The organism is Paenibacillus sp. FSL R5-0766 (assembly GCF_037971845.1).
Classification (GTDB): Bacteria; Bacillota; Bacilli; order Paenibacillales; family Paenibacillaceae; genus Paenibacillus.
Genome location: NZ_CP150227.1, coordinates 4,853,651 through 4,874,119 on the forward strand (window position 1 = coordinate 4,853,651; position 20,469 = coordinate 4,874,119).

Here is a 20,469-nt window from a genome sequence, read left to right on the forward strand (position 1 = left end):
CCTATCTTCCGTTTTTGGAATCACCCTGATCGTTGGAATTCGAACCTTCAACAGGTTTCCCCAGTGTATTACGCATTTGAGTATCTGCTTCAATATTTTTGAGATTCATGTAGTCCATCACACCAATTTTCCCACTACGCAAAGCCTCTGCCATTGCAAGTGGTACTGCCGATTCAGACTCAACAACGCGCGCTCTCATCTCTACAACGCGTGCTTTCATCTCTTGCTCTTGTGCTACAGCCATCGCACGACGTTCTTCCGCTTTGGCTTGAGCAATTCGCTTGTCAGCTTCCGCCTGCTCAGTTTGCAAGAAAGCACCAATATTTTTACCGATATCCACGTCCGCAATATCAATGGACAGGATCTCAAAGGCAGTTCCAGAATCCAAACCTTTGGACAAAACTGTACGAGAGATCAGATCCGGATTTTCCAAAACCACTTTATGCGTTTCTGCTGAACCGTTGGTACTTACGATCCCTTCACCGACACGGGCAATGATTGTTTCTTCACCAGCACCACCGACGAGTCGATCGATATTCGCACGAACTGTAATTCTTGCTCGAACATTGACTTCGATACCATCTTTTGCCACCGCAGATACAACAGGCGTTTCAATAACACGCGGGTTAACACTCATTTGAACCGCCTGCAATACGTCACGACCAGCAAGGTCAATCGCAGCAGCACGTTCAAATTCGAGTGGAATGTTTGCACGCTGGGCAGCGATCAGAGCGTTAACCACACGGTCAACGTTACCACCAGCCAGGAAGTGACTTTCCAGTTGATTCATCGACAATTGAATGCCTGCTTTAGTGGCTTTGATCATCGGATTTACGATTCGGCTAGGTGTTACACGTCTGAGTCTCATCGCAACCAGTGTAATAATACTAACACGCACACCGGATGCAATTGCCGAGATCCAGAGCATGACCGGGAAAAAGCTGAAGAATACGCTCAATACGATGATGGCTACTACCGCAATGAGCAAAACCGTAATCATAGTTGGTTCCATTGTTTAATTTCCTCCATTTGCAATTTGATTTTGATAAAAACACTTGAGAAGACATTCATGAGTCCGCTACTAAATTAAAGAATGCACCACCTCGCTGGCAGCTTCAGCTACGTGGTTATGTACATTGCCGAAGCGTTAATCCGCTTCGACAACAGAGCAGGTTACACCGGTAATGCTTGCTGAACAACAATCCGGGTACCTTCCGCTTTAATCACAATAATCGGGGTGTCAACCGGAATGAAATCACCATCTGCCACAACATCAATTCGTTCTCCTTCAAACATCGCTGTTCCAGAAGGTCGAAGCGGTGTGAGACTAATGCCTTGCAGTCCAATCAACTCTTTACGCTCTGTAGCGGATGAGTATCCACGCTCAGCTGACATACTGTCACTCAGTATGAATCTATTCCATATCCCTCGATCTTTAAACAGTACTGCGATAATCGCAATCACTACCAATGCTGCTCCGAAAGCGATACCCAAGGAAACGAATGCATCACTCGTATCATAAGCAGCCCTCACAACACCTGCAACAAGCGCAATTGATCCCAGAATACCCAAGATACCCATACTTGGTATGAACATCTCCAGAATCATCAAGATGAGTCCAACAGTGAACAACACCCACGTCTCTGCTCCTGCAAAACCGGCAACGTAATTTCCTGAGAAATACAGGACAAAACATACAATACCGACAATACCAGGTACTCCGAACCCAGGAACGATCAATTCAATGGCCACACCTGCGATTCCGAGGAACAACAATATGGTCATGACAACCGGATTGGTAAGAAAGGATGAGATGTTCTCTGCTGTCGTCCGTTCTACCTTAAATACGTCATCCTGACTGTAACCTGCCCAAGCTGCCGCTTCTTCCGGTGTGTTGCTAATGTGGTCGGCATAACCAACTTTCAGCGCTTCTTCAGCCGAGAGAGCAATAATTTCACCTTTTTGCTTGGTTTTATTGATCTCTGGCATTTCAACAACGATGTTAACATCCGTCATTCCAGCTGCAATCTTGCCATCACGACCACTGATTTCTGCCGCTCCCTGCATTTTGCTTTTCCAGAATGCAACAAGCTTTGGATCATCAACATGTTTACCCGTACTGTCCACCATTGCTGCCGCACCAATCATACTGCCTGGTGACATTACGATCTTATCTGCATTCAGAGCCAGAAAACTCCCGGCTGAAGCAGCATCTCCACGAACAAATGCAACAGTCTCAATCGGACTGTCCTTGATCAGGATACCCAATGCTTCTGCAGTGTCGACACGGCCTCCCGGCGTATTGATATCAAGAACGATCAGGCCAGCATTCATCTCTTCTGCTTGCTTGAACCCGCGTTCCATGAACTTGCCAAGTCCCTGCTCGATTGGTTTATCAACCGGAATAATATATACGGCACCACTCTTCTCAGCTGCATGCGCTGACGGTGATCCAATCCAGACAGGAAGCAACAGCGTCAGCAGCATTAAGAGCATCAATGGCCCCGTAAGCTTCTTCCGGCGCTTTCCCTTCACAATAGTCCCCCCTTTTCCATTAATGTTATACTGTCCAGCTTATGGTATTTATTACGTGCAATGCAACATTTCGTTTCAAAATCTTAAAATTATATTTGAAAACCCGATCAATTGCAAGAATAAAAAAACCATAATAATATATATTAACCATTAAAAAGGAATTTTGTCATCCCAAGGACATCATGCTTTCTGATAAATGGAAAAAACACCTCCTGACAAGTCAGAAGGTGTTTATTGATTTGCTTTATTGCAGAAATTGTTGAACTGCTTGATTTACCAGTTTGCCGTCCGCTTTGCCTTTAACTTTCGGCATAAGGGCCGCCATGACTTTCCCCATCTCGGCTTTCGAAGAAGCACCGGTTTCCTGGATGGTCTGCTGTACAATAACTTTAATTTCTTCTTCGGTAAGCTGTGTGGGAAGGTACTGGATGAGTACTTCAATTTCCGCTTTTGCATTTGCCGCGAGATCTTCACGGCCCGCTTTGTCAAATTCTTGGAGGGCATCTTTGCGCTGTTTGATTTCACGACTCAGGATATCAAGCACTTCGTTGTCATCCAAATCTCTTTTCAAATCTATTTCAAGATTCTTGATCGTCGAACGAATCAACCGAATGTTGGAGAGTCTGAACTTGTCCTTACTCTTCATCGCTTGCTTCATATCTTCGTTCAATCGTTCGCTAAGATTCATGTAGTTAAAATCCTCCTAAAACTTTCTCTTACGAGCAGCCTCGGACTTTTTCTTGCGCTTTACGCTTGGCTTCTCATAATGCTTACGTTTCTTCACCTCAGCCAATACGCCATCTTTAGCGATGGAGCGTTTAAAACGACGAAGTGCAGCATCAATAGTCTCGTTTTTGCGAACTTTAGTTTCAGACACCAGTTTTCCCTCCCTCCGACCAGACCGTCCAAGAGCAATAACACGGTTCATCATCTTACATTATAGGCGAAAGATAATAAAGGTGTCAACCTCAATGTAATGATCACTTATTTGAATCCATTTTATAACTCAAAGGTATTATGAAATGAATTCATTATATAAGCATTTGGTCACACATTCGTGGATTTAATGCATATGACTAAATCCTCAATATTAGTACCCATTAGCTCGTTTATTTGTGAGAATCGGACAGACTTGTCAACACGCCAAGTCTCGTACCACCCAACAAATGGTAATGCAGATGATGAACGGTTTGTTCTCCATCCTTACCACAATTGTTGATTAAGCGATATCCTGTTTCCTCCACGCCAAGACGCTTCGCCGCTTCTTGAGCAGCCAGATGAATCTCGCCGATCAATGGCAGATCTTCTGCAGTAACTTCATTCATGGAAGCAATATGTTTCTTCGGAATGACAAGAACATGTGTCGGTGCAGCGGGCTGGATGTCATGAAAAACGATAACATGGTCATTCTCCAGTACTTTATTGGAGGGAATGCTGCCCTCTACAATTTTGCAAAATAAGCAATCCATAGTTCATACCCTCCTTTGTATTCCAGTGTATGTATTCCCTTCTATCATACTAGAAGTAAAAACCCACGTCCAATCTCTAGACACACAACCAGGCAATCTACGTCAACTCTCCGAACACTATACGACATTGGATATATACCACGCCATTACATTGAAATATGGTTTTATCACGCACTTTTTCCAATTAAACAAATATGTATGGTTAATGACACTCAAAAGGAGATTGGTTAATTTGACCGTTTATCAACATGTACAGGAACTTATCGGTAATACGCCACTGCTTGAATTAACTCGTTATCCATTACCGGAAGGAATCCGCCTGTTCGCCAAACTGGAATTCATGAATCCTGGAGGAAGTGTGAAGGACAGGATTGGCAAGTTTTTATTGGAGAAGGCCTTGGCACGAGGAGATGTTAAGCCAGGTGGAACGGTGATCGAAGCTACCGCAGGCAACACAGGCATTGGTCTTGCAATGGCGGCTGTAGGCCTTAATTTAAAGGTCATTTTCACGGTACCTCAGAAGTTCAGCGTTGAGAAGCAGCAGTTGATGAAAGCCCTTGGTGCTACGGTCGTCAACACACCCACATCTGAAGGAATCACTGGTGCCATACGCAAGGCGGAATCACTGGCGAAAGAAATACCGGGTTCCTATATTCCAGGTCAGTTCTCCAATGCGGATAACCCACTCGCACATTATGAACATCTGGGCCCTGAGATTTGGCGTGATCTGAACGGGCAGGTGGATGTATATGTCGCCGGAGCCGGGTCTGGCGGAACTTTCATGGGAGTATCTCGCTATTTGAAGGAGCAAAACCCGTTAATTAAAACTTGTATCGTAGAACCCGAAGGTTCGATTCTGGCAGGAGGTCCATCGGGACCACATCGTACAGAAGGAATAGGGGTCGAAACATTATCTTCTTTTATGGATGTGAGTTACTTTGATGCCATTCATACGATCTCAGATGAAGATGCCTTTGAGCGGGTCAAGGATCTGGCCTTGTTGGAAGGCTTACTGGTAGGAAGTTCCTCAGGTGCAGCTATGCAAGCCGCATTAAACGAAGCTGTTCACGCAGCTCCCGGAAGTAACATCGTTGTTATTTTCCCGGATAGCAGCGAACGGTATTTAAGCCAAAATATCTATAATGGAGGACAATGAAATGAGACCAAAAACCAAGCTGATTCATGCAGGTATTGTTGGTGATCCACACACTGGAGCAGTGAGTGTACCGATCTATCAAGTGAGCACGTATGAGCAAGAATCGGTTGGCGTACACAAAGGATACGAGTATTCACGTACAGGCAACCCTACCCGTCATGCGTTGGAAGAAGTCATTAAAGAGCTGGAGGATGGCGTTCGAGGGTTTGCTTTTAGTTCGGGCATGGCTGCAATTCACGCTGTACTGTCTCTGTTGAAAACTGGAGATCACGTCATTCTGACGGATGATGTATACGGCGGGACTTATCGCATTTTCACCAAGGTGCTGAATCGTCTGGGGATCGAATCTACCTTCGTAGATACTACCTCACCACAAGCACTGGAAAAGGCTTTGCAATCCAATACAAAGGCCATCTATGTAGAAACACCTACCAATCCGTTACTCAAGGTCACCGATATTACTGCTGTAGCGAAATGGTCAAAACAACATGAATTGATGTTCATCGTGGATAACACGTTTAGTACGCCTTATTGGCAAACCCCGCTGGCTCTGGGAGCGGATATTGTACTACATTCTGCAACGAAATATATCGGCGGTCATAGCGATGTCGTGGCAGGACTTGCGGTTGTCAACAGCGAGCAACTTGGTGAAGATCTGCATTTTATTCAAAATGCAATTGGCGCAGTCCTGGGACCCATGGATTCCTGGTTGTTAATGCGTGGCCTTAAAACATTGGGATTGCGGATGGAAGCGCAAGAACGCAATACAGAGCAGCTTGTGGCATTTTTGAATCAACATCCAACAGTGAGCAAAGTCTATTATCCCGGGTTGCCCGACCATCCACAGCACAAGCTCGCTTCCACACAAGCGAGAGGATATGGCGGTATGGTTTCCTTTGATGTAGGCAGTGCTGAAAAAGTAGATGACGTGTTAAGCAAAGTCCGTTATTTCACATTGGCTGAAAGTCTGGGCGCGGTGGAAAGTTTAATTTCTGTACCTGCCCGAATGACACATGCTTCCATTCCCTATGAACGTCGGCAAGAATTGGGGATCACGGATGGTTTGATTCGTATCTCCGTTGGGATCGAGGATGTTGAGGATTTACTTGAGGATTTGAAATCTGCATTAAGTTGAGGGTATTTTGAAGTCCATGCTGGCGATCTTGGAGAAGGAGTAGTGGACGATGGACGATTTCCCAAGAAACACAGGACGTCTCATTTGATGTTCAGGCCACATTTGAAATTATAAGGAACATCAGGCACGTTATTTACCAAAACAACCTCAAAAAAATGCTGAAAGCAGCTGTTTGTTCGGTTATAACGTGTATCAGATTCCTTAAAATTCTGAGGGCGCTTCAAAGCCTTGAATAAGATGCCTCAGATTCGTCAGCACTCACACATCATCCTTTGCTCCTCCAATCCTGGGCAAGAGAACAACATCGATTCCACCCGAAGCGAAGCTTTTGATCGGAAATGAGAATTAAAGCTTTCCGGTTTCTTGATCGTTTGCTCGCACATAGGCAAGTTCTCGCATATTCAGGATGCAGTACACCGATTGCTGCTACGGACACGTTAAGGCCAGGTTCTGATTTCAGCAGGTTTAAATACAAGTTATGTGCTATCCGTTCATCTTCGATCTTACACTAATCAGGTTCAAAAAAAGGTCATGCCTTACAGAAGTTCGCTTCTGCCCAGGCATGACCTTTTTGGATATTCGGTATGTTGCCAGTTGTATTGCAATGACTATGGCGATACATCAGGCTGAGACTCTGTATGTGATAAGACCTCTGTATTTCATTCTGTACGGTACCATGAATGAAACATCCATCCTCAGCTTGTTATTTTCAAGATTTTCATAGGATGCCCATAGGGTACATAAGAATGTGTCACTTGCAGTTATGACTGTTTTTTCTAATTTCAATAGTACGGTAAAAGGGTTAACGCTGTAAGCGCAAATAACGGGAGCACCAGTCGGTTAAAACGTCTACGGCCATAACCATAATATGGATAAGGAGTAGGGTAACCGTATCCTGGGTAAAATCCGCGAGTATGACCTATTGGATAGTTTGCTCCCGGCATTGCATTTGGAGCCCAGTTCGCATGATTCACCATGGCTTCCGGTCCAACGGGAACAGCCAGATAGATCATTTCGTCATCCACATTTTCCATAATGCCATCGTAGTGCATACCGTCATTCATCTGTACACATACATAACGGTGCATGTGTTCCTTGCATATTTTCTTCGCTTCCACTTTTTCCACTTGCCAACGCCTCCCTGATTCTGCTCTTGATCACCTTTTCATGGTATTCAGAACTGGGCGAATTGACACTACTGACGAGAAAACAGAAAAAAGAAGCACCCCGTGAGCGGCTTCCTTGGAAGGCTGCTGCGCGGACATCTATTCAGGAAACGTCCTGATCAGATGTCCGCCGGGGTACTTAAATAAAGTTTGTCGGCTTAACTGTAGTATAACAGCGGGATGAACCTGTATCTGTGATGTAACTCACTCCGCTATATTGTAAAAGCAAGAAAAGAAATATTTTTACAATAATAACATTCCGTAATAGTGCGTGTTTAATAGGCACCATTCGTAATCAAAAGCGGACTTTTTGAACAACCTCTATTATTCATTTTGCTTGGACTATTAGAGGCGCTTCTATGATCTATATTGCTTACACATTGCCCTCTACAGGGTCTCCAAGACCACACGTGAGCCGTTTCCGGCCTCACCTGCCGGGATCACCACAAGCTTGCGCGGCAAGCGTGCACGCAGTTCAGGCACGTGACTGATTACACCAACAGCCAATCGGTCGTCATGTAGTTTTTCCAGAGACGTAATGACGGTATCCAACAGCTCAGGGTCAAGTGTACCAAACCCTTCATCCAGGAAGAAGAATTGAAGTGGGTACTGACCTCGCAGCTGAATCTGGGCTGACAGTGCCAAAGCCAGTGACAACGAAGTCAAAAACGTCTCGCCACCTGACAACGTTGATACTGGTCGTTTGACTCCCCCGTTAGCATCATCACAAATCACAAAACCACCACCGGAATCCACCTCGAGTGAATAACGCTGTTTGGTCAGGAAGCGCAGACGCTGAGATGCCGCATGACTAACCTGCATCAGTTGTTCTTCGGCAATATACTCGACAAAAGCATTGCCTCTGAACGCGGATTGAAGTTTGCTGAGCAGTTCGCCTTGACGGCTTACCTCCACCCGCTTGTTCTCCAGTTCGGTCCAGCGAACATGTCGCTGCTCCACATCCTCCAGATCACGTTCTGCACGTGCTTTGGCACGAAGGGCAGCCTCATCCTGAGTCCGGACCTGCTGCAATCGTTCGGTGCACGCTAACCACTGTTCCTCCGATACGGCAGCACCACCCAGCTTTTGTTCCAGTTCACGCAATTGGGATGCCAGTTCACGCTCACGTTCACGGTGCTGCTGGATCTCTCCTGCCAGTCGTTCTGCTTCCTGTGAAGGAATTGCCGCGGATACAACAGCATCATCCGAGTCAAACGGGGATTGTTCCAGCAATTGCTTCCACCGCTCCTGTGCCTGTTGCAGATGTTCAGTTGCCGAGGCGGCTGCCTGTTGAGCCATAACGTCTCTCTTGGCTGATTCCTGCTTCAGCGTGTCCGCTTCTTTGAAGCGTTGTGCCGAGTCCGAAGCTGTTTTCCGCAGTCCATCCAGACGAGCCTGAGCCGCAGTAATCAGATCTTCTACCCGTTGCTCCCCAACCCACTGGCGCAAGCGTTCTTCCTTCTCGGCCAGCTGTTTGCTATTGCCCTGCCACTCCGTTTGCCACTGAATCAGTTGTTTGTCCAATTCCACCAGCTTCTGCTGGAGAGATTGGATGATTTGGTCTTTTTCCTCAAGGAACGTCACGCTTTTGTTCAGACGTTCCTTGATGTCTTCGGCGCGCGCATCGCGCTCCTGCATCGCCTGATAGAGGGCCTTGGCCTCCTCCTGAGCGATGCCCGGCAGTTCCGCGGCCCAGCGGCCCTGCAAGGCAGCCGCTGCGGCCTCGCTCTCGGCCAGCTTGCGCTCCGCCTGGGCGAGACCGGCACGGCCGGCCTCTTGCGCAGCTGCCGCTTCCATGCGGCGCTGCTGCGCGCCCACAGCCGCCTGCTGCAACGCGGCGGCTTCGGCCTGGAGCGGCGCTGCTGCGGCAGCCAGCGCCTGCGCGGCTTCGCGCAGCGCAGCGGCACGCGATGCCCAGCCTGCCGGGGAGCGCCCGTGTTCGGGCGACCCGGCGGGCTCGGGCTCCGCTGCCGCAGGCGCGGCCTCGGCTGCGGCAGGAGCTTCGCCGGCCGCGGCGCCAAGCTGCGTCAGCAGGCTGCGACGTTCGTGCAGCTGCTGGCGCAGCCCAAAGCGCAGCTCCTGCAGCTCCGCGTGCAGGCTGCGCAGCACTTCCAGGTCCGCATCGCCTGCATGCGGACCTTCTCCCGGCGGCGCAGCCGGGAGCGGGTGGTGCGGCGAGCCGCACACCGGGCATGGCTCGCCGTCTTGCAACTCGGCGCGCAAAGCGGAGGACAGCCGGTGCAGCTCCTGCTCACGCATCGTGCCACGCAGCTGTTCCTCCGCTAGAGCCAGCAGGCTCTGTTCGCGACTGATGTCCTGCTCACAGGCAAGCAAGGCCTCAAGACCTGCTGACGCCTGTTCTACCAGATGCTGACGCTGATCACTCAGGCGTTGTTCTTCCTCAGCCGCCGCCTTCAGCTTGTCGGCTCCCTGTTCTGCCGACTGCTTATAGGCTTGCATGTCAGCCTTATTTTGTTGCAATTGCTCCGCGGCAGTATCCACACGATGTTTCAGTTCAAGTGCAACTTGAAGTTGCCTGCGTTCCTCTGACTTCACTTCATTTGGCTTGAGGCTCTCCTGTAGTTCCTCACGCCGTTTGCGTCCGCGCTGTTGCAATTCCTTTTCTTTCTCAAGCTGCTGTCCCAGCGCAGTCTGTTCGCCCTGCCCCTGTTCCAGCAGCTGCGCGAGGCGCAAGCAATCGGCCTGAAGCCCGTCCCGTTCCCGTTGCAGCTCTTTTGCTTGTTCGAGTTGCTCCAGGCGCAGCAAAAGTTTCGGTTCTTCCTCAGTCATTTGCTTGCGTGCCGTCTCAGCCTTCTCCGCTTCCTGAACAGCCAGACGCTCATGTTCCAGTGCTTGCTGATGAGCTTTCTCGGCGGTATCCTGCCGCTGCTTCTGTGTAGCCTTGGCATCTCGAACCGTCTGCAGCGCAGGCAGTATTGCATCTGCCGCAACGGATTGTTTCAGCCGTTGTTCGCCTGCCACTATCTGTGGTTCCAGTGCTTTCAGCTTCTGCTGTTCATCCATCCGGGCCTGCCGTTCGTTACTTAACTCACGAATTTTGCCCAGTTGTTCAGCTTCCTTCGCAGCTTCATCCAGCGCTTTGCGGGACAATTCAGACTGCTGAACAGCGGTTTGAAGAAGACGTTTCGTTTCTTCCAGCGTCTCCTTGCTGGCATTACCAAGTCCCTGTTGCTCCGCAGCAAGAGATTGGTGAACCATATCATTATCCTTGACCCGCCGGCTTAATTTGATGGCCAACTGGTCCCCATACTTCTCCAGATGGAATAATCGTTGCAGCATCTGGCGACGTTCACTGCCTTTGAGTGACAAAAACTCGGCAAACTTTCCTTGCGGAAGCACGACTGCCCGTGTAAAATCATCCATCTTCAAACCGATCACATCTTCAACGCAGCGATTCACATCTGCCAATTTGTCGGCAAGTACCTGTTCTTCGCCATTAACCGTCTCTATGAATTTGCTGATCGTGTTACTCACCGAAACTTCATTATTTCGTTTGAAACGTCGCTCTACCCGGAACCTCCGAGTGCCTTCCGCCGACATCAGTTCAAATGTAAAAGCAACCGACAACGAATCCTCTGCATGATTCATAATGCCTTGCGTCCCGTTCACCGCACGTTCCACTTTTCCGTACATGGCGAGTGTGATGGCATCGAGCAAGGAAGATTTACCACTACCCGTTGGACCGAAAATACCAAATAGCCCCGTCTCCGTCAGCACGGTAAAATCAATTTCCTGCATCTCCCGGTAACTTTGCAGTCCGGCAACTTTTAATAGAATTGGCTTCATCTTTCCTCGACCTCCTCACGCGCACCCGGCTCATCTTCATCCACAAGTTCCAGGAAAAGCTGTACCAGGCTGTCTTCCGGCTGTGCACCACCCGTCTGACGCTGATAGAATTTACGGAACAGTTCATGCACAGGTAGCTCGGATCGTTGCTCCAAAAGTCCTGCTGCAGCCATCTCGGGATACACCGGGCGAATATGGATGATACCTTCATGTGATTTTCGCAGCTGCTGAATCTCCTTCAGGGACATCGCCTCGTCCAGCCACACTTCCATGTCGATAAAAGCCTGTGGATCACGCCCCTCATCCAGCCAACGATATACTTCTGCCAGACCACCACGGGCCTGCCAACGTACAAGCGGACGCCCGGACGTTAACAAAACTTCTTCTACCTGTGCTGCTCCACCCGGCGCCAGATCAACCATTGTGACAGACTTGCTCTGCCCTGCTTCCGAGAAGCTGTAGGCGAGCGGAGAACCGCTATATCGAATCACACCGTCTCCTTTGACAGCCTGTGCACGATGAAGATGCCCCAGCGCCGTGTATTGCGCACCAGTCGCTAAAGATGAAGGGTCCACCGTGTAGGCCCCACCGATCTGAATCGGACGTTCCGAATCACTCTCAAGTCCGCCGAGCACATAGATATGACTCATGGCCAAGTTCACGGTATCCGGGCGAAAAGAAGCTGCCAGACGCTGCATTAACATGCCCACCCGGTGACTGTATGCCTGACGAAGCACATTTTCGTCCCCATCTGTTGTCAGCAATTCATTCAATCTGGCTTCAGAAGGATAAGGTAATGCAGCAATCTGTGCAATTTCTCCGGTTCGCTTTGCATGGATGGTTACCGCTTCTGAAGTAGGCATCCCTACGAGTGTGATGCCCTGTCTGTTCACAAGTGGAGTTACGGAAGCTACACGTTCTGGCTGATCATGATTCCCTGCAATCACCACGAGGGGTCTTCCATGCTCCGTCAGACGCGCTGCCGCTTCATAAAAAAGTTGTTCCGCCGCTGCGGGAGGATTGACAGAATCATACACATCTCCGGCCATCAATATGGCATCCGCCTGCTGCTCATCAGCCAACCTGACGAGTTCATCAACGAAATCTTCCTGTTCACGCAGTCGGCTTCGTCCTTCCAGCGTTTTTCCCAAATGCCAGTCCCCTGTATGCAAAATACGCATCGTCCGTTCCACACCTCTCCCATATGAAATCCATGGTTTACAATTCCGATCCAGTTCTTTTACAATTCCACTGCATGTCCACCATCAAAAAAGTACAGCCATTTCCGGTCAACTTTCCGTCCCAATATATCTTCAATGGCCCGTCCATACAGATCTAGCTGGAAGCGATAATTTTTGGTGAGTTCATCCAAACCACCACGATGCTCCAACACCCGATCCGTCTTGTAATCAAGCAAGACAAGCTCGCCGTCCACCTCATACAGACAATCGATAATCCCCTGTACAAGCACGGTTTCATTTTCAATCGTTGCCTGCATTTTGCTATCTTCTTTTAACATCTGTATATCTGAGTTCGCCGCCCGTTCATGAAGCCATTCCACTGGAGACTGGTGTGCCGGAAGTCCATACACAAACGGAATTTCCCGTTTCACCCACGCTGCACGCAATAATTCATTCCCTGGTTCTGTATTGAAAAATCCGGCCAGTTCTTCAGGTTCGATAGCCGCAGCATGATGGGGCAGCAAAATCTGAAGCTTAATCAACCGCTCAATCGTCTGTTCAATAAGCTGTGAATCAACAGATGATCCATCTATAGGAAGATGCTGCATCAACGTATGATACACGTTCCCCCGTCCTGCCCCTGTCAGCTGCGTTGCCTCCATGAATTTCGGACGACGCAGATGCAGTTTGAAAGACGTACCCACAGATCCCGCATCCGGAACGTTCACCGTACGGTTTGAATCTGACCCTGATCCAGTCTCACGCTCGTTAGATTCATCGGATACGCCACGTAGTACATGGCCTGCTTCATTTTGGGTGTAATTGATTCCTGGGGTGTTATAATCCAATAATGTCTCTGACTGCTCTCCCAGTTCCTCCATCACCTCTACGGACTGGATGTCCTGCATCGCAAGTAACGTTTTCAACTCCGTGACAGATGTACTGGCTGCTACTTGAGTTGCTGCTTCATAGGGATACGTCCATGAAAGGCGTTGATCAACCTCGTTGATCAGCCGTGTCTCCTCTTGTTGAAGAGCTACTGTATCTGCACCTTCATCTTCAATGTTTTGGTTAGCCGTATCTTGTGCAATCTTCGTCAGCTCTTCTACCGTTGAGGATGTAATCAACTTCACAGGCTGAACGGCTTTTAGGGCAGCAATTCGTTCTTTCCGTACCTCATTCATCCCGTCTTCATCTCCGAGTGTCTGATCCACCACATGGTCACGGGATACCTGATCAGCGGAAATAATAGAGATCGCCCATCGTGATTGATCATCTGCAAGACAGGCTGAGAACGAATCATTGCTTCCAGCAAGTTCACGCAGCACAACCGCATCTGGATGTCTCATCAGGGATGGTCCAATCCAGTCCAGGTAACTCCGTCCAGCAGCAAGCAGATAGTCTGGCAATGCCAGTTCAGGACTATCCTTGACCTGAGACCACGCGAGCGCTTTTTTCGCGGCATCTTTTACGGTACCCAGCAGAATCATTTTCTCTTTGGGACGGGTCAACGCAACATACAGCACACGCATCTCTTCAGCAAGCAGTTCAAATTGCGCACGACGACGAATCGCCAGATTGGCTAATGTAGGATAGGTAACCCGGTTCTCACGATCCACAAACCTCGGACCAAACCCCAGTTCCTTATGCATTAGAAACGGTGCGTTCAAGTCCTGCTGATTAAACATCTTGGATATGCCACCGACAAAGACAATTGGAAACTCCAAACCCTTACTCCGGTGAATGGTCATGATACGTACGGCGTTATCCTGCTCACCAGAGCTACTTGTTACAGTCCCGAGGTCTCCCCCGTTTTCCCGCAGTCTGGAAACATAGGTCAGGAAACGGAACAAGCCGCGATTCGCAGTTGATTCCTCATATTGTCGTGCGCGATCGTACAATGCCTTAAGATTACTTTGACGTTGCAGTCCTCCTGGAAGACCACCAACCCAGTCCAAATAACCGGTTTCCCGATACATACGCCAGATCAGTTCACTTAGACTGCCTTGCCTTGCCTCAAGTCTCCACTGCTCCAATTGACGTATAAAACGAATTAACTTTTGCTGTAATTCCGAGCCTGAGATCTCCGTTATGCCCAAATCCTCACTTGCATGTCCCGCAACACCAGCATCTTGCATTCCATCTGTATGCAATGTATGCACATCGGATTCATAGACATCATCCAGGATCTCTGCCTCGACTGAAGCTGCTGTCTCCCGCTGTCCCTGTTCCATCTCTGACCAGGCTTCCGGCCACTGCAACTGGACGATATTGGAATCAGGATGCTTATCCTGCCGGGATTGTTGTACAGCATTAGTGGAGGAATCGCTCCAATCTCCCGCAGCCGATATAACCGCATCATAGAATGACTGTCTTTTGTCACCGAGCCGAATCTGTGCCAGTTCCTCTTCATCCAGTCCGACAATCGGGGAACGAAGCACGGAAGCAAGCGGAATATCCTGCCTTGGATTATCAACAAGCTGAAGCAGAGACATCATGATTTCCACTTCTGTAGCCTGAAAATAGCCCTTGCTCTGCTCTCCTCCAGCAGGAATTCCCTGCTGTCTGAATTCCTCAATCATGAGCGGAGCCCACATCAAGGTCGAACGCAGCAAGATGACCATGTCACCGTAACGTGCCGGGCGCATCGTTTGCAGGGCTTTGTCATATACATGGAGGGCAGGTTTATCCGTATCCCCAACCATCTCACGAATACGCCTTGCGATCGCCCGCGCCTCCAACTGGGCCGTTTCAAGTTCGGCACTCTCCAGTTCTGCGGAGACTGATACATCCCCATTCTCATCCGTACTCTCTGTCAGATCAGGACCACCGCCCTGACGATCGATCAGCATAAGTTCAGGTGTATACGCCTTATCACCAAGTGTTTCTGACGGGAACGTAGCCCCATATGCCAGTTGAGCTCGTTCATCGTAAGCAATCTCTGCCACACCTTCGTTCATGAGTTGCCGGAATATCATATTGACTGAATGCACGACTTCCGCACGGCTGCGGAAATTCCGTGCAAGATCAATACGTTGACCTGTACGACTCAGACGATCTTCCACCATTCCATCTTCGCATGTGCTCACTCCATATTGGCGATACTTGTTCATAAACAGACCCGGCTCAGCCAAACGGAAACGGTAGATACTCTGCTTGACATCACCGACCATGAATCGGTTACCCGGGTTTTCTCTGGAGATGAGCTTCACGATATCTTCCTGAACCGTATTGGTGTCCTGATATTCATCAAGCAACACTTCATCGAATCGCGAACGGTACTCCATAGCCGCATCGGAAGGCATCGACAGTTCAGGCGTTGAATCCTCATGCCGCAAAATGTGAAGACAGTAATGCTCCAGATCACTGAAGTCAACTTGCCCCCGTTCCTGCTTGGCCTGTCGATAACGTTCTCCAAACGTACTAACCAGCCTCGACAGTTCCTGCATGAGTGGTGCCGCTTGCTCCAGCTCCTGCCAGAACAAAAAAGCACTTCTTCCGAACAATGAACCTTTCAGGTCGGAAACGGCCTTTTTCGCAGCCTCCCGGAGTTCCTTCACCTGATCCTGTAAAGCAGGGTCCGTTTGATCCTTTTTGCAGGGTTTCAGTTTGCCAAATGCAGCGGGTTGAAACACTTCAGGCAACTTCTCCCATGGCATAACCTGGGCCGCAGACAGCAGCTCTTCCACCATCACCAGATCTTCTTTTAACGTATCTGCATAAGGTGCCGGACCTTCAGGCTGCATGGAAATATGAATACCTTGACGGAGTAGTCCTGCTGCACCACTCAAAGCAAGAGCCGCATCACGCAAAATACTCTGAACCCATGCTGAATGTCCAAGTGCCTCCACACTTTCCACCTGAAAAGCAGATGCCATCTCTGACAGCCAATGATCCGGCCAGGAATGACTGCGGGAGAAATCATACAATCGTTGCACCAGTCGATGCATCGCATCATCATTTCGTTCTCCACTGAACCAGTCGACCAATTCGCGGAATGTACTACCTTCATCTTCTTCGCCATACTTTTCCTCAAATAGTTCTTCAAGCAGTTCCTGGCGCATGATCTCCGCTTCATTTTCATTCAATATACGAAAAGCCGGGTTCAACGGAATTTGCTGATAGTAACGGCGAATGACTTCCATACAGAATGAATGCAGCGTTGTAATAGATGCCCGTCCAAGCAGCGACAGCTGCTTACGCAGATGCTCTTCTCCAGGCTGTTCTTCAAGCGCACGTTCCAGCGCTTCCCGAATCCGTTGTTTCATCTCGGCGGCCGCCGCTTTGGTAAACGTGGCTACAAGTAAACGATCTACACTGAATCCTTGGGAGGGATCTGCGATCTTGCGAATAATTCGTTCAACCAGCACGGCTGTCTTGCCTGATCCCGCCGCTGCGGCAACCAGAATGTCTTCTCCGCTTTCCGAGATGGCACTCCACTGGTCATCACTCCAGAAGCTACCCTCCGGTTTTGGCATATTCGTCATGATGTTTCCCCTCCCTTGTTGTGAGATAACATATCCCAGATTTGCTGTTTGCCCGGTTTGGACAACAGATTATACTCATTTCCTTCTATATTCTCATCAAACTGACAAACAGGCTTATACGGACAGAACGTACACGCCACTTCCTGCTGAATGCGATAAGGCTCAATAGCCACATCCCCATCCGTAATCCGGGTACCAATCTGACGGATATTACTGCGAACCGAAGCAAGCAGCGTATCCCATTGCTCTGGCGTAGCTACAGCGGCGCTGCTATAAAAGCTTCCGTCCGCCTTAAGGGCAACTGGAATAATCGCTGAATACCCCTTATCCAGGGTGTTATCCATTTGAGCGATTGCGTCCCGATCCGCCAGCAGCAAACCTTTCATTTTGAACCGTTTCAGCAGTTCTTGTCCTGCCTGCTCCGATGTCATGCCGTTTGCGGATTGCAACAGCGGGTTATGCACATGGAAATACAACGTTCCTCCCGGCATCGCCGTTTCCCCAAGCCATTCTTCGGCAGCACTAAGCAGCACCTCCAGATAGGTGAGCATCTGCAATGACAGACCATAGTACACTTCATGTAACTTGAGGTCCGTCTGGCTTGATTTATAGTCAATGACACGCAAAAGCAGACCATTCTCGCCTTCTGCCACATCCACACGGTCAATCCGACCCACGATCTCCATCACACATCCGTTCTCCAGTTCAAAACGTAGTGGCGGCAGTGTTTTATCCGGTCCAAAATCAAGTTCCAGCCCAATCGGTTCAAAACTTCCACGTCTGGACTGTTCACCGAGAATAACGGATGCCCGGCTAACAATGTCCTTCAATTTGCGGAAAATATAACCGTATCGCTTGGTGCTTAGCAAAATCTCCCCTTGCAGCTGTGGTGCAATCTGCTCCACCGTTTGCTCGGCTTCCTGACGACATTGGTCTGGAGTCAAGCTGCCCCAACTACGATTTTCTTCACGCAACCGCATAGCCAGCTGGCTTAGTGCAGCATGAAACAGCTGTCCGATATCAGGAGCCTGAAGGCGGTATAATTGCCGTTCTTTGAGACGCAGCCCGTGCGAAGCAAAATGGGAGAACGGACAAGCAACGAACCGCTCCATTCGCGAGACACTCGTCCTCACCTCTGTACCATACAGTCTGCGACTGGTAGCTGTACGTAGTGGCAATGCCCGATTACGATAAAAGATCGATCCCATCAACCGCTCCAGCTGAGGTCTGCTTGTCTCTCGAGATACATGCCAATTGTAGACCGCCCACCACATTTCAGGGATGTCTTCTCCACGGCGCCATTTGCGCAATTGTCCAATGAGCGCAGACAGACTCTGACCTGGATGGGTGACATAGGACCAATGCGCTTCTTCCGAGTTCGCAACCGGTGGTTGAGCGAGTAATGGCTGTTCTTGGAGACCAAACATTTTCCGTGCATGGCGGACAATCTCGGAAGGAAGCAGTGCTTTCCCCTCATCATCAGCAACCGGGTAACTCAGCCACAACTGGCTGCTTGCCGCTGTAAGTGCCGTATAGATCAGGAAACGTTCATCCAGCATCTGTCTTGTTGCTCCTGGTCCAAGCGCCACGCCTCTTTCTGTCAGTAACGCTCTTTCCAGTTCCGTTAATACGCCATCATCCTGAGGTACGGCAGGTAATTCACCATCAACGGCGCCAAGGATAAATACGTATTTGATGTCCTGAAGGCGTGTACGGTCCATGGAACCAACCAATACCTGATCAAGTGCTGGTGGTACCAGACCCAGCTTCAGTTCCGTCAATCCGGTCTCAATCATCCCGGCAAACAGCGTGATATCCAGCCGTTCATTCCCCATCATATCAACCATCTGATCCAATAAATCCAGCACAGCTCCCCACATCTGCCGATGTTCTCTCGACCGTTCGGGGTCACCTTGAGCCTTAGCTTCAGCAGACATGTTCTCCAGCTTCCATGGGATCTCAGCATCTTCCAGCAATCTGTATAGTGCCTCGCACTGGGCTTTGGCTGTCTTTGCCTTTTTCATTCGTTTCTCAAAAACACCCAAGGAATCTGTAATGACCGTTCGGCAGCTCTCCATTAGAGAAAGCATCTGGTCCCGTCCTCGACTACGGCCATCCTGACCGTTGTCTTCCAGCGACAGGCTTGGTACATACTTCCATGGTTTGCCATCAGTCCAGCGATACCCGTGAATACCACAAGCCAGTACATAATTCTCAAGCTGGTCCATATCTTCACGAGTGATGGAACCATCACGCGGAAGTAGCAGATCCGTTTTGACACAGCGAAATACATCCTCGTAACGCCAGTGGCGCCGAACAATATCCAGTGCAGAACGGATAAACTCGGACAATGGATGATGAAGTTCATTTCTTCTGCGGTCCAGAAAGACGGGTACGCCATAATCCCTGAATAGAGGTTCAGCTATATCAGCGTAGGTATCCAACTGCCGGACAAGTACTGCCATATCCCGGTAACGCGCACCTTCGTTTTGTGCCAGGCGCCGCATCTCACGCAGTGCCCCCTCCATCTCAGCTCGTCGGTTTTCCGCTGCAACCAGTCGGATTCCGGAATCAAGGCCTTCACTTTTCCAACGAATTCGCCGGTCGAAACCAGCCTCCAGATGAGCAAGTCCCGGACGATCTTTGTATCTCGGTGGAATCTCCGAATCTAGCACGGTTATATCACTCGGTATACCCAGTTCGTCAGCCATCCCTTTCAGGCGCGCATAGGCACTCGCTGTGGGATAGAACAGTTCCAGTTCTCCAGGCAGTGCGCCGTGATCATAAGGACGATCCAGTGTCAGTGCAATCGTCACGGAAGAGGACTGCAACATCAGCCGACCGATCACACTCATCTCCTGTGGCGTGAATCCCTGAAAGCCATCAATCCAGATCTGGGCATCCTGCAGCAATGCACTTTCCGACAAACGATCTGTCAGCTCAGTCAACGTGTCTTCATCATCAATATATAAATGGGTCAGTTCCTGTTCATAGTCACGATATATCAGATTCAAGTCATGCAACTTGTCCTCCAGAATCGGCGAAGTGGATGAGGTATTCCCTCCAGACAGCCCTTCTTCCAGCAATGATGGATCAACTTCATAACGTTTAAATTCACTATATAAGTCATTTAATTCACCTATAAAACCCAGCTGGCTGCCGGATGCACCAAACAACTTCAATTCTTCCTTACGGCGCTGGATGACCTTGTAGAGCAGCATCTTTTTGCCTTCGGCTCCGATCGGAATACGAGCAGAACCACCTGCTTCCTGCATTACACGATAGGCTAAACGGCGAAAGCCGAGCACTTCTGCACGCATGGTACCTTTAATTGCTCCAGAAGACACCAATGCCTGCTCTGTGCGAAAGGAACTCTGTTCCGGAACGAGTAAAATCAAAGGTTTACCTTGCGGTTCTTGTTGAAGCAGGGTTGTAATTTCCCGGGTAATCAGCGAGCTTTTGCCGCTGCCTGCCCGGCCAATAACAAAACGAACGGACATGTCTAATCCTCCAAACTACACGTACAAGATTTT

General features: G+C 49.3%; 12 protein-coding genes. 2 read left to right on the plus strand and 10 right to left on the minus strand.

Annotation, left to right across the window (positions count from 1 at the left end; genetic code table 11):
- Position 1: 1 nt before the first annotated feature.
- The 5 genes from floA to MKY66_RS21100 form a co-directional block, all read right to left on the minus strand.
- On the minus strand, positions 2-1,012 hold the full coding sequence (floA, locus tag MKY66_RS21080; RefSeq protein ID WP_076211626.1) for a flotillin-like protein FloA: 1,011 nt from the start codon (positions 1,010-1,012) through the stop codon (positions 2-4).
- Positions 1,013-1,173: 161 nt separating this feature from the next.
- Positions 1,174-2,496, minus strand: coding sequence for an NfeD family protein (locus tag MKY66_RS21085; protein WP_076211727.1), 1,323 nt, complete (start codon positions 2,494-2,496; stop codon positions 1,174-1,176).
- Positions 2,497-2,779: 283 nt separating this feature from the next.
- Positions 2,780-3,223, minus strand: a complete 444-nt coding sequence (locus tag MKY66_RS21090; protein WP_017687237.1) for a GatB/YqeY domain-containing protein — start codon at positions 3,221-3,223, stop codon at positions 2,780-2,782.
- A 15-nt stretch (positions 3,224-3,238) separates the two neighbouring features.
- A complete protein-coding gene (gene rpsU, locus MKY66_RS21095; RefSeq protein ID WP_005547957.1) occupies positions 3,239-3,412 on the minus strand; it encodes a 30S ribosomal protein S21 in 174 nt (57 codons plus the stop codon).
- Positions 3,413-3,644: 232 nt separating this feature from the next.
- Entirely contained in the window at positions 3,645-4,004 is a 360-nt protein-coding gene (locus MKY66_RS21100; RefSeq protein ID WP_024628477.1) for a histidine triad nucleotide-binding protein, read from the minus strand.
- Positions 4,005-4,236: 232 nt separating this feature from the next.
- Here MKY66_RS21100 and MKY66_RS21105 point away from each other — a divergent pair, with 232 nt between their 5' ends.
- A complete protein-coding gene (locus tag MKY66_RS21105) occupies positions 4,237-5,160 on the plus strand; it encodes a cysteine synthase family protein (protein ID WP_076211628.1) in 924 nt (307 codons plus the stop codon).
- A gap of 1 nt (position 5,161) precedes the next feature.
- Positions 5,162-6,295, plus strand: coding sequence for a bifunctional cystathionine gamma-lyase/homocysteine desulfhydrase (locus MKY66_RS21110; RefSeq protein WP_076211630.1), 1,134 nt, complete (start codon positions 5,162-5,164; stop codon positions 6,293-6,295).
- Between the two features lie 782 nt (positions 6,296-7,077).
- On the opposite strand, the gene MKY66_RS21115 is transcribed toward MKY66_RS21110, so the two are convergent.
- The 5 genes from MKY66_RS21115 to addB all read right to left on the minus strand — a co-directional run bounded on the left by MKY66_RS21115 (position 7,078) and on the right by addB (position 20,436).
- Positions 7,078-7,422, minus strand: coding sequence for a hypothetical protein (locus MKY66_RS21115; RefSeq protein WP_036674796.1), 345 nt, complete (start codon positions 7,420-7,422; stop codon positions 7,078-7,080).
- Between the two features lie 426 nt (positions 7,423-7,848).
- Positions 7,849-11,268, minus strand: a complete 3,420-nt coding sequence (locus MKY66_RS21120) for an SMC family ATPase (RefSeq protein ID WP_076211632.1) — start codon at positions 11,266-11,268, stop codon at positions 7,849-7,851.
- Positions 11,265-12,449, minus strand: a complete 1,185-nt coding sequence (locus tag MKY66_RS21125; protein ID WP_076211634.1) for an exonuclease SbcCD subunit D — start codon at positions 12,447-12,449, stop codon at positions 11,265-11,267. Before MKY66_RS21125 ends, MKY66_RS21120 begins: the two co-directional genes overlap by 4 nt.
- A 59-nt stretch (positions 12,450-12,508) precedes the next feature.
- The gene (gene addA / locus MKY66_RS21130) at positions 12,509-16,936 is read right to left on the minus strand and encodes a helicase-exonuclease AddAB subunit AddA (RefSeq protein WP_076211635.1); all 4,428 of its coding nucleotides are present in this window, start codon (positions 16,934-16,936) and stop codon (positions 12,509-12,511) included.
- A complete protein-coding gene (gene addB / locus MKY66_RS21135; protein WP_076211639.1) occupies positions 16,933-20,436 on the minus strand; it encodes a helicase-exonuclease AddAB subunit AddB in 3,504 nt (1,167 codons plus the stop codon). Before addB ends, addA begins: the two co-directional genes overlap by 4 nt.
- Between the last annotated feature and the right edge of the window lie 33 nt (positions 20,437-20,469).